Annotated in this window: 7 protein-coding genes; 2 read left to right on the top strand and 5 right to left on the bottom strand. The window is 39.9% G+C overall.

The window, feature by feature from the left end; translation table 11 throughout:
- Window positions 1–464: 464 nt before the first annotated feature.
- Window positions 465–638, bottom strand: a complete 174-nt coding sequence (locus ACFIQE_RS03160; RefSeq protein WP_375707262.1) for a hypothetical protein — start codon at window positions 636–638, stop codon at window positions 465–467.
- A 929-nt stretch (window positions 639–1,567) separates the two neighbouring features.
- Here ACFIQE_RS03160 and ACFIQE_RS03165 point away from each other — a divergent pair.
- Both ACFIQE_RS03165 and ACFIQE_RS03170 read left to right on the top strand, forming a co-directional pair.
- A complete protein-coding gene (locus ACFIQE_RS03165) occupies window positions 1,568–6,520 on the top strand; it encodes a DEAD/DEAH box helicase (RefSeq protein ID WP_375707263.1) in 4,953 nt (1,650 codons plus the stop codon).
- A gap of 1,188 nt (window positions 6,521–7,708) precedes the next feature.
- The gene (locus ACFIQE_RS03170; protein ID WP_375611713.1) at window positions 7,709–7,843 is read left to right on the top strand and encodes a hypothetical protein; all 135 of its coding nucleotides are present in this window, start codon (window positions 7,709–7,711) and stop codon (window positions 7,841–7,843) included.
- 19 nt (window positions 7,844–7,862) lie between these two features.
- Here ACFIQE_RS03170 and ACFIQE_RS03175 read toward each other — a convergent pair whose 3' ends face one another.
- From ACFIQE_RS03175 to acs, 4 genes are all read right to left on the bottom strand, one after another.
- Window positions 7,863–8,531, bottom strand: a complete 669-nt coding sequence (locus ACFIQE_RS03175; RefSeq protein WP_375621027.1) for a YdcF family protein — start codon at window positions 8,529–8,531, stop codon at window positions 7,863–7,865.
- A 4-nt stretch (window positions 8,532–8,535) separates the two neighbouring features.
- Window positions 8,536–9,489, bottom strand: a complete 954-nt coding sequence (locus ACFIQE_RS03180) for a cell division protein FtsX (protein WP_375621026.1) — start codon at window positions 9,487–9,489, stop codon at window positions 8,536–8,538.
- Entirely contained in the window at window positions 9,482–10,141 is a 660-nt protein-coding gene (gene ftsE, locus ACFIQE_RS03185) for a cell division ATP-binding protein FtsE (RefSeq protein ID WP_273723097.1), read from the bottom strand. The genes ACFIQE_RS03180 and ftsE overlap by 8 nt, the downstream gene beginning before the upstream one ends.
- A 555-nt stretch (window positions 10,142–10,696) precedes the next feature.
- Entirely contained in the window at window positions 10,697–12,640 is a 1,944-nt protein-coding gene (gene acs / locus ACFIQE_RS03190; RefSeq protein ID WP_375621025.1) for an acetate--CoA ligase, read from the bottom strand.
- Between the last annotated feature and the right edge of the window lie 142 nt (window positions 12,641–12,782).

A 12,782-nucleotide genomic window follows, 5' to 3' on the forward strand; every position in this document is an offset into this window, starting at 1 on the left:
ATATCGAGATAGTTGAGCAGTTTAAGAGGTTTCGTTTAGTCTTTTTAAGATTTTCGGAAAAGAGGTTATGAGGATTTCTCACTTTTAGTTTTGCAGAGGGTGGTGCAAATTATAGGTGTTTAGGTTTATGCAAATAAATTATGATCGTGCTCAAGTTTTAAAATGTGACCTAAGACACAGCCATTTTCTGTTCCTTTATGCGAGTAACTTAGCTTTCTTTAGAATATTTTGTTTAAGGCATCGCTTTTTTCTGCCTTATCTCATGATTTTGAAGCTGAAGGATAAACAAGCCATTTGAGTTTCTAGGGTAAGGATGCCGTCAGATACTCGGTAGGGGGCGTGATCTTAAGAACTAATACCGTGAGATGCGGGTTTGATTTCATGAGTTTGGTGAGGAAGACAAAAAGTTTGAGAGGCGGATGGCTTCTTATGTTGAATGATGTATGAATGAAAAGGGCTTTCATTTATTGAAAAAGAATAAGCTCATATTCAGCAGGTGTGAGATGAAGTAAGAGAACACCGTAATACCAAGCTGCAGTTATGTTGCTAAAGAACATAATGGCGCTAGTGATGAGCAATGGTATGTCTAGTTGGTATGGTATTCTTCCTCCTGCTACAAGTCCGATACAGAGCGCCATTGTGTTGCACATTGACACTCTTGTTTTAAAGAAAGATTTCTCAAGGTATCCAAGCCTATTTTGCGACGCTGTTCATGGTAAATCTATTGAGCACCTCCATCTTTACGCTTATGAAGTAATAAGCCGGGCACCATCATTATATTTGCCAGCTCGTGGGTGTTGCGATAGACCTTGCATTAAGACGGTTCATAAGAGCCATTTTTAGTCATTTCTTGTACAGTTTTTCTCCACACACTCATTCCGCTTGTGATGTGCAAGCGGGTGGTTTTGATTGATTCAAGATAAACAGATTTGAAATGAGAAAATCTTACGTTATTCAGAGTTCTAATTTAATATGAATGATGCTATATTATCATTATAAATCAATATATTGTACATATAAAAAAGAATTCTAAAACCACCCGCTATAAAGTATAAGAAGCGAATAATTAGTCTACGAAAGAACAAAAGACAAAGAAATATTTCAAAAATCAATATTTTGAATATCACAACTAATATTTTGCGTATTTATAGTGAAATTATATGCATGATCGTTCGTAAAATGCGCTGTTTTGTGTGTGGAGTTTCTTCCTTGGTATCTTGTGTGTTCGCAGGTGTCCTATCCATTTCCTCCTCTCATTCTTAAGCTAAATCCTAAAATTATTGCGCACTTTATTGTGTATTCTTAACAAAAGGCAAAAAATATTTTCAAAATCATCACGCCTTACCGTTTATTTCCATAGGGATATAGACATCAATAAATGCATCATATGATTTGGGGGATACTCAAAAAGATCAAAAGATTCTCTCTTGTTGATTTAATTAAGCATAGAAGAAATGTCTTAAAATCAAGCAATTTTAAGCTTTTTTAAGTTTTTTGGGTAGAACAAGAGGCATTGACGAATTGGTTTAGATTCGATAGTTGAAGGTATTTTTCATTGGGGAGAAGCATGACGCTGCAATCGCTTTTACAGACATATCGTGATGAAGCGCGTACCGAACGAGATAAAGGTACATATTTTGAGCGTTTTGCTCTTGCTTATCTGATACATGATCCTCTTCAGTCTGGGTGTTATGAGAAGGTTCAAACCTTTAAAGATTGGGCTCGTGAAAATGCTTGGGATGGTCGGGATACCGGTATTGATCTTGTGGCAAAGCTTCGTGATGAAGAGGGATTTGCAGCAATCCAATGTAAATTTTATGATGCAGCTTATCGGATTAGAAAAGCAGATATTGATAGTTTTATTTCGGCATCAGGGAAAGCTCCATTCAAGCGGCGTGTTATTATAGATAGTACTGAAAGTACTTGGAGTGATAACGCTGAAACAATGATACGGGGGCAGGATATTCCTGTTATACGGATTAATCTTTCCGATATACAACAAAGTCCGATCCGTTGGGAAACTTTTGCAGCCCAGGGCAAAGTTGTTTTGGAGGATAAAAAGAAGTTGCGTCCACATCAATTGGAAGCATTGCGTGATGTGCGTGCTGGGCTTGCTCAAGCAGATCGGGGGAAGCTTATTATGGCTTGTGGTACTGGTAAGACATTTACCAGTCTTAAAATTGCTGAGGATTTGGCGGGTGAAGGCAAGTTTGTTTTGTTTCTTGTTCCTTCCTTGGCACTGATGTCACAGACGGTTCGTGAATGGACAACGGATGCAGGAATCGGATTGAGATCTTTTGCTGTTTGTTCCGATACACAAGTAGGAAAGCGTCGTAAAAATAGTGATGATGTTGCTGAAATTGATGTGTTTGATCTTGCTTTTCCGGCGACAACCGATGCTGCTAAACTTGCAGAACAGGTGGCGAAGAGTGTTGCAGATAAGATGACCGTGGTGTTTGCAACCTATCAATCTATTCAGGTGATTGCTGATGCTCAGAAAAACTATGGTTTGCCAACATTTGATCTTATCATTTGTGATGAAGCGCACCGTACAACAGGGGCAACGCTGGTGGGCGAGGATGAATCCAATTTTGTTAAGGTGCATTCTAATGATGTTATTTGCGCCAAGAAACGCCTTTATATGACAGCGACACCACGCATTTTTGGTGATAACGCAAAAAGTCGCGCGAATGAAGTTAATGCCGTTCTTGCTTCGATGGATGATGAAAAGCTTTTTGGTAAAACACTTTTTTATCGGGGTTTTTCATGGGCAGTACAAAATGATCTTTTAACAGATTATAAGGTTATTGTCTTAGCAATGGACGAAAAATTGGTCAGTTCCGCTGTTCAGAAGCGCCTTAGTGATAGCGATACTGAGCTTATTCTTGATGATGCAACAAAGATTATTGGCTGTTATAAGGCTTTGACAAAACAAAATATGAAGGCTGATGTTGGTGCGGATTTATATCCTATGCATCGTGCTTTAGCGTTTTGTAAAACTATTAAAAGTTCTGAACTTGTGCGTGATGAGTTTTCTACGGTTGTTAGAGAATATCTTGATTATACGAAAGAGGATACAGAAAATGAGCATTTTCTGAAGTGTGAAATTGAGCATGTTGATGGCACTTTTAATGCGAAGGATCGTGGTGCATTACTTGACTGGTTGAAAGCTGATAGTGGTGAGGATGTTTGTCGTATTTTGACCAATGCTCGGTGTTTGTCTGAGGGGGTGGATGTTCCGGCTCTTGATGCGATCATGTTTTTAAATCCACGCAAAAGCCAGATTGATGTTGTGCAAGCGGTTGGGCGGGTGATGCGTCGCTCTGAAGGTAAAAAGATGGGATATGTCATTTTGCCAATTGGTATTCCTCCTGATACTCCAGTGGAACAGGCTTTGAACAACAATGATAAATATCGGGTTATCTGGCAAATTTTAAATGCTTTGCGTGCGCATGATGATCGTTTTGATGCGACGATTAATAAGGCATCCCTCGGGCAAGATATCAGCAATGTAATTGAGATTATTGGTGTCACGCAGAGCACTGAGTTACAGGCTGTTACGGCTGTTGTAGACAATCTTCCGGTTCGCTCACAGCCTGCACGAGCGGGAATTGGAAGTCTGGAGCATGATTGCTTTCTTACAGAGCAGGTAAACGAGGAGTTTTCTTTCTGCGTAGATGAACTTTCTCGTGCGATTTTGGCAAAGATCGTTAAGAAATGTGGGACACGTGATTATTGGGAGGATTGGGCGAGCAATATTGCTGAAATTGCTAAGAATCATATCACGCGCTTAACAGGCATTCTGGCAGAGCCAAATACTGAGGCGCGTCAAGCCTTTGACAGGTTTGTGGCAGAACTGCGTGATGACTTAAATGATGCTGTTACAGAAGCTGATGCGATTGAGATGTTGGCACAGCATATTATCACGCGTCCTGTCTTTCAGGTGTTGTTTGAAGGCTATCAGTTCACACGTGAGAATCCTGTCTCGCGTGCTATGCAGCGTATGCTTGATGTGCTTGATGAGGCAAATCTTGATAAGGAATCCAAAGATCTGGAAAAATTTTACGCAAGTGTAAAATTACGAGCCAGTGGCATTACGGATCCAAAAGCAAAACAGAGGTTGATTGTAGAGCTTTATGATAAGTTTTTTCGTTATGCTTTTCCACGCACTGTAGAAAAACTAGGCATTGTTTATACCCCCGTCGAGGTTGTGGATTTTATTTTGCACTCTGTCAATGATGTCTTAGAGCAAGAATTTGGGCAAACGCTTGGCTCACCGGGTGTGCACATCATGGATCCTTTTACTGGAACGGGTACTTTTATCACGCGGCTTTTACAATCGGGTCTGATAAAGCCAGAAGAAGTGAAACACAAATTTTGTCGTGAAATTCATGCCAATGAAATTGTGCTTTTAGCCTATTATATTGCAGCCATTAATATTGAGACGACCTATCATGGTCTGATGGGGGGCGATTATGTTCCGTTTGAGGGAATTTGTTTGACCGATACATTCCAGCTTTATGAGCAAGAAAAAGACCTGATCAGTGATTTGCTGGTGGATAACAGTACACGTCTGGCGCACCAGAAGGAACTGGATATTCGTGTTATTGTTGGCAACCCCCCTTATTCTTCTGGACAAAAAAGTGAAAACGACAATGCGCAGAATATTGGCTATCCTAAATTGGATCGTCGCATTCGTGAAACCTATGCCGCTCAATCTAAAGCAAGCAATGTTAATGGACTTTATGACAGTTATATTCGTGCCATTCGTTGGGCAAGTGACCGTATAAAAGACTGTGGTGTTATTGGTTTTGTGACAAATGCAGGTTTTATCAGTAGTTACTCTACGGATGGTTTACGAAAATGTTTAATCGAGGAATTTAGCAGCCTTTATATTTTCCATTTGCGGGGGAATCAACGAACTTCTGGAGAGCTCTCTCGAAAGGAGGGGGGAAAGATTTTTGGTTCTGGGTCTCGCGCACCTATTGCGATTTCCATTTTGGTTAAAAATCCGGATGCACAACAGCATGGGAAAATATATTTTCGTGATATTGGAGATTATCTCACAGCAAAAGAAAAGCTCCGTGAACTTCAGAGGTTGGGGAGTATTAGTGGTATCACACGTGAACACAGCTGGCAGATGATTACACCTGATGAGCATGGCGATTGGCTGAATCAGCGCAATAATGATTTTGAAAAATTTCTAGCCTTAGGTGACAAGAAAGGCAGTGATAAAAGGCTCTTTGAAAATTTTTCTGGCGGTATACAAACTAGTCGTGATGCTTGGACATATAACTCAAGTCGTGAAGCTTTAGCAAAGAATATGAGCAATATGATTGCTTTTTATAACAGTGAAGTAGAGCGTTTTAATGCTGCGTATCTACATTCTGATCGCAAAGCACGTGCAAATGCTGTGAACGATTTTGTCAATACAGATTCTAGAAAGATTAGTTGGAGTAGTAGCCTTAAAGAAGAATTAATAAGGGGGAAAGCTTTTAAATTTAAAGATACGTATATTACCCAGAGCCTTTATCGTCCTTTTACACAACAGTGGCTCTATTACAATCGTGTTTTTAACCATAGAGTTTTACAAATGCCACGTATTTTTCCTCTGGAACAAGCGGCTGAAAATAAGGTGATACAAGTTACGGGAATTGGAGCAAGCAGTGGCTTTTCTGTTCTGATGACTAAGAATTTATCTAATCTTCATGCAATGGATACTGGTCAATGTTTTCCACGGTATGTTTATGAAGATGCTGTGTCCTTGAAAAATAAGGAGGGGGATCAGGTTCATTTGTTTGCAAATTTTGCAGAGGAAAGCAAAGAAACTGGTTTAGAGCGGCGTGATGCTCTTACGGACGAAGGGTTGGCTTATTTTAAGGCAGCTTATCCTGGTGAAATGATAACAAAGGATGATTTGTTTTATTATGTTTATGGGATTTTGCATTCTGAAGATTATCGTGCTCGTTATGCGCATAATCTGTCTAAACAATTGCCGCGTATTCCAACAGTTAAAAAGGTAGAGGATTTTTGGGCTTTTGTTACAGCGGGGCGCAAGCTTGGTGATTTGCATATGAATTATGAAGAGGTTGAACCCTATCCCGTTACCTATAAACAGGGTGATCCAAGAACTTGGGTGATTTCTGATGAGAAGGGTTTTTATCGTGTTGAAGCAATGAAATTTGCTGGTAAGCGTGGTGCTATTGACAAAACCACCGTGGTTTATAATGCGAATATCACGATGCAGAATATTCCTCTTGAAGCTTATGAGTATGTGATCAATGGCAGGCCTGCTCTTGAATGGGTTATGGAGCGGCAGGTTGTCAAAACGGATAAAGCGAGTGGGATTGTGAATGATGCCAATCGCTATGCTGTTGAAACGGTGGGTAATCCAGCTTATCCATTGGAATTGTTTCAGCGGGTTATTACTGTAAGCTTGGAAACAATGAAAATTGTGCGCAACCTGCCAAAATTGGAAGTGAGAGAAACTGAAAAGGTTAAATTATCCATTGTGCGGTAAAATAGCGCTGTGTCGTAACAAACTGGCACTATCACACACCTTGTCAGCTCGTGGGTATTGCGACAGCCCTTGGCACTTGAGACAAGTCCATAAGAGGCATGTCTTTCTTGTACAGTTTTACGCTGCGCAGGCTCTCTTCCTTTGTGATGTGCAAGTCCTATGTGATGTGCAAGAAAATGGTTTTGATTGATTCAATAGAGAGCAGATTTGAAATGAGAGAATCTGATGATATTGAGAGCTCTCATTCAAGTTGTAGCGTAATAAATTTTCATTATAAATCAATATATTGTATGTGATAAAGCACCTTAGGCAGTGAGGTCGCTAAAATTATGACGCATGAGCTTTAGCGGTAGTGATGAATATTCTCAGGCAGGGTTTTCTTGTCTAGCTTTATGTGAGTAAACCATATAAATGGGGAAGCTGAGTGGAACCTGTCTAGAGAAAGTGGATTGTTTACAAATCGTTGCTAATAAGAATCGTCGCCTTTTGAGATGTTGAGAGGAAATGAAAATTCTCATGAAATCTGTCTTTTGAGGTGTTCTGATATTGAAGTGAGCAGGTGGAACGCGTTAGACAAGAAGCTGAGTTATTATTGTTTACAGATCAATAGAGTTTAAAAATTTTCGTTCTTTTTGGGGATGAAACCAGACAAAAGGTGATCTTAGAGAGCGAAATGATTTCAAAAAAGATTGCGATAAAAAACGTAGGGTATTTGTCGCGGTGTGCGTTTTGAGCTTATTCCTATCTGTGATCTAAAATGCTCTTATGAAGACGCTTTGTATAATGAAGAGATTGTTTCTAATGTATTGATTTATAATGATAGTTTAACCTTCTCTCTGTTGAATGAGAAATCTAACTATTATAAATTTTCTTATTTTAAATCTATTAAAATTATTTTTTTGCATGTCATACAAGGTTGGTATGTTCGTGTTTAAGAAAGGGGTAATGCATGCCTCTTACCAATCATCCCAAGAGGTTTAAGAGCTATCGTAATACTTGGGGGGTGGCAAAATATAGGGTGAGGCGGTTTGCATTTTTTATGAAGGGTAAGACAGTGGTATAAATAGATTTTTATGACAAGTCTGGAAATCTTATGGCTGTCTGGGGGCTCTATTTACAAGAGCTTATATATTGGGATGGTATGTACAGATCCGCGCTGTGAGATATGTTTGGGATGTAAGAGATGTTTTGGGTGAACGTGCAAATACAGTGACACGTGCATTGGGATGTTCTGCGTTGTATGAGGGTAAGCTCTGTCGAGCTTTTATAGAGGCAACTCGTGTGGAAGGGTATGAAGCGGTTCGTGGGTGGCAAGGTTTTTAAAAAGTCAGAAGGATAAAGATTAGAATGCGGTTCTGATATAGACTTGGAGCGTTTTAATATATTGGAATATAAGAATGCGGATTTGATTGATCTGTTGTATTGCGCTTTCAGCATTGTTCTTTTTAACAGGATAGGCAATGAAATGGATATCAGGCATTAAATATTTAAGTTCTCGCATTGAGCGCCACACATGGTAATCATGGGTGACGATATAAAGGGTTCTATAGTGGTGTTTTTTGATCCAAGCGGCGCTTTCTTCGGCGTTTCCTCTGGTGTTAATCGCTTGATGCCCAATGTCAATACAACAGGAGATAAGCCGTGGGGTAATATGCATGTTGTGCATGAGACTTTTCAGATTGGTTGTGGTGTTTACGCCACTGATGAGGAGACGTGAACCAAACCCCCTTTGTAAGAGATTAAGTCCTGTCTCTATTCGGTTTTCTCCACCTGTAAGCACGATAATGGCATCCGCTTTGGGGAGAGGTGTTGGGGGAGAAAGTCGTTCAGTTTTTTCAGAAAAAATGATAAAACCGCTCCAGAAAATGAAAACAATGATTGAAAGAGTAAGGGTTGTCGGTGGAAAATAGCGAAATAAAAAGCAGGGAGACCAACTATTATAGTGGGGCCGTTTTGGAAGAGGACGTTCTAAATTTTTTTGCATCAATGAGTTGGGGCTGTTGTGAGTCATAAAATTAAAATAAACCGTTTTCACATTGATCGATTTTTTTCAGTTGCGCTAAAATAGTCATGCGGTTGGTAAGGGTGGTGAGAAAAGAAACGAAAATAATAAGCAGAGTGATTTTTCCGTAGGGGATGGAACTTATGGAAAGATGTCCAAACAAAGCTGTTACTTGGCTAGCTTCTACTCTTCCCAAGTTATAATTCGTCCAGAAGCAAAAGGCTGAAAACAGAAATATGCTTGTAAGACCACCATATAAAGCACCACGCAGCGCAGTTTTAAAAAAATGCCAGTCAAATTGGCGCGCAATGAAAAGAGTTTCAGTACCAAGGAAATATAAGACATTGATAATATGTGCATTTTCTGCCAATGCATTGCGGGTGGCAAAAATGATGGTGAGGATAAGAGAGCCTAAAACCAATGCTAAAATTGAAAAACCAATGAAAACAGTGGTGTGTGCCATGGTCGCAAAACGATGAACCCAAACACGGTGATCATCAAATTGACCTCCTGGAATTTGGGTTTTAATGGCGTGATTAATGGCTGAAAAATTGATTTTTTCATCCCCATTCAGGGTCACAATGATGAGGCGGGGAAGGGGTAGTTCATTGACATTGAAGCCTGTTCCAAGCCATGGCTCCAGTAACTTTTCTGTAGCTTTTTGGTCAACAATTTTTGCATCTTGTACACCAGAAAATGTTTTAACCAATTGTACGGCATCACGGAGTGCTTTGTTGATATCAACATTGTCAATGGGGCGTATTTGTATTGTTGCTTCATAGCTAATCTGATTACTCCAATTTTGGGCGGCACGTTGGACCAAATCAACACCGATTAAGGTGAGGCTTGAAAGAAATGTCATAATAGCAATCACGGCAACTAATGCTTTTCCAGAAATATTACCACTGGGAATAATCGCTGTTGTATTTTTTTTATTGCTTGTAAAAATGGGGAAAGACTTATTCATGAATCGTCATCCGTCCGTTATGGAGAAGCATACGTCGTGCTGCAACTTGTTCCATTAAGGCAATATCATGGGTAGCAATGATAACAGCTGTTCCAAAACGATTTAATTCAATAAACAAACGCAGTAGGCGTTTTGCCAAGGGCGGATCGACATTTCCGGTGGGTTCATCGGCAAGTAGAATTTCAGGTTGATCAATGAGTGCGCGTGCAATGGCTACCCTTTGTTTTTCCCCACCGGAAAGAACCGGTGGTAAAACATGAATATGATCTCCAAGACCTACCCAACAGAGAAGATCTTCCACTTCACTGCGATAGGTTGCTTCTTCTTGTCCTTTAATGCGTAAAGGTAAGGAGACATTTTCATAAGTGGTCATGTGGTCGAGTAAACGAAAATCTTGAAAAACCACCCCGATACGTTGTCGCAGCGCAGGGAGCTCTTGTCGTTTGAGCAATGCTGTGTCTGTTCCAAAGAGATCAATATGACCGCGGGTGGGTTTGAGTGCCAAAAACATAAGACGCATCAGCGACGTTTTCCCTGCTCCAGAGGCACCTGTGAGAAATTGAAATGATCCAGGAGGAATATGAAAGCTAATATCACGAAGGACCTCAGGGCCCATTCCATAGCGTAGGCCGACATTTTCAAAATGAATCACTTTTTATTATTACTCCTGATTTTATATTGCATCATTTATTCTAAAAACTCTTACTTTCATTGCTTTAGATTTTTGTTGTAAGCTTGTTTATTTTAGATTTCATGGTTTTCAATATTTTTTATACACCCTCGTTATAGATAAATATTTTTGCTCAAGAATATTATCACTTATACTTTAATATTATCACTTATACTTTCTTTTTTTAGCCTTATTTATGATTTTAGCAGGAATTTCAAAGGGATTCTAGCATAAACATCAGAACTATTTTTCCTTCTTACTCAGAGGCTTTTTTTGCATTGAGTGGACATTAGGTGATTTTAAAAAGCTATGTTGCTCTTTTTATCTTACTTTCTTATTCTTGTTCGCATCCCAATCCTGAGGTTTTTGCTTAAATTATTTCTTACCTGTTATGAAAAAAAGCGTTTGTTGTTAGAATGATTGAGCTTCTCGTGAATTGTTTTATTTTTTATTCTCCTCGGTGGTTTTCGTAATAATGCTGAGATAATTTTAGCAAAAAAAACAAAAACCACCGTATGTTGTATTGCGTCGTGTTTTTTAGTTTTGTCGGTTGGCAATTAGATCTTCAACAACTTGTGGTTCGGCAAGGGTTGAAATATCTCCGAGAGTATCAAAATCGTTTTCAGCGATTTTTCGTAAAATACGTCTCATAATTTTCCCTGATCGCGTTTTGGGAAGCTGTGGAGCAAACTGAATTTTATCCAATATGGCAATAGAACCTATTTCTTGTCTCACATGCTTGATAAGGTCTTTTTGCAATTCTTCACTTGGCGCTGTTCCTTCCATGAGGGTCACAAAACTATAAATTCCTTGTCCTTTAATGGGATGCGGGTAACCCACAATAGCTGCTTCTGATACAGCGGGATGAGAAACAAGGGCTGATTCAATTTCAGCAGTTCCTAACCTGTGCCCCGAGACATTGAGAATGTCATCAACTCGTCCTGTGATCCAATAATAACCGTCGCTATCGCGCCTACAGCTATCGCCTGAAAAATATTTTCCTTTATAGGAGGAAAAATAAGTTTGAATAAAGCGTTCATGATCCTTATAAAGTGTGCGCATTTGTCCGGGCCATGAATCACTGATACAAAGAGTGCCTTCTGCTTCACCTTCTAAAACATTGCCTTGGGCATCAACAATTTGGGGTTGAACACCAAAGAAAGGACGTGTGGCCGATCCTGCTTTGAGGGGGGTTGCACCGGGCAAGGGTGTGATCATATGCCCTCCTGTTTCCGTTTGCCACCATGTATCGAGAATCGGACAACGGTCATTTCCAATTATATGATAAAACCATTCCCATGCTTCTGGGTTAATCGGTTCGCCTACCGTGCCTAAAAGACGCAACGACGTCCTGTCTGAGTGTTCAACAAACGAATTTCCTGCTCCCATTAAGGCGCGGATAGCTGTTGGTGCGGTGTAGAGTGTATTGACTTGATGCTTGTCGACAATTTCCCAGAATCTGCCTTTGTCAGGAAAGGTTGGTGTGCCTTCAAACATTAAAGTGGTCGCACCATTACATAAAGGTCCATAAACCAAGTAAGAATGGCCGGTTATCCAACCAATATCAGCCGTACACCAGTAAACTTCATCGGGGTGGTAATCAAAAACATATTGGTGAGTCATCGAGGCAAAAACAAGATAGCCTGCTGTGGTATGCAAAACACCTTTAGGTTTGCCGGTGGAGCCTGAAGTATAAAGAATAAAAAGCGGATCTTCAGCATTCATGGGTTCTGCTGGACAAGCTGTTTTGGCATGAGCTATCTCTTCGTGGTACCAAAAATCACGCCCCTCTACCCATTGAATGGGTCCACAAGTCCGCCGTATAACCATGACTTGGTCCACCTGCACGTTTTGGCGCGCGGCTATCTCAATGGCATGGTCAACGTTGTCTTTTAAGTTGATCCGTTTGCCGCCACGCAAGCCGTGATCAGCGGTAATCATAAAGGTTGATTCACAATCGACAAGGCGTCCTGCTATTGCTTCAGCAGAAAAGCCAGCAAAAATAACCGAATGAATAGCTCCAATGCGAGCACAAGCAAGCATGGCATAGGCTGCTTCGGGAATCATAGGAAGATAAATGGTTACTTTATCGCCTTTCTTAATGCCACGACTTTTCAAAAGATTAGCAAAACGACAAACATGTTCATAAAGCTCGTTATAGGTTATTTTTTTATCATGATAAGGATTATCTCCTTCCCAAATGAGCGCGATTTTGTCTCCATGGGTTTTCAGGTGGCGATCAATGCAATTATAGGTAACATTTGTTATCCCATCTTCGTACCATTGAATGGAGACATCTCCGTTAAAAGAAGTGTTTTTTACTTTTGTAAAAGGTTTAAACCATTCAATGCGTTGACCATGTTTGGCCCAGAAGCTTTCTGGATCATTGATGCTTTCTCGATACCATTGTTGATAAGTTTCCTCATCGAGTAAAGTATTTTTTTTGATCTCTTCTGATATTGGATAAATTTTTTCAGTCATGTTTCCCTCTTTTTATTGTTTGGAAAAATCTGCCTCTGTATTTTTGTATGGTTATATTTGTGGCAGAGTTTTCCCAAAAGTTTTTCATTGTGAGGTTAGACTAAATGACAAAGATTAGAATAGTCAATTTTTAAAATCTGAT

This window comes from Bartonella sp. AA1HLJMS (assembly GCF_042197445.1).
In the GTDB taxonomy this organism is placed as follows: domain Bacteria; phylum Pseudomonadota; class Alphaproteobacteria; order Rhizobiales; family Rhizobiaceae; genus Bartonella.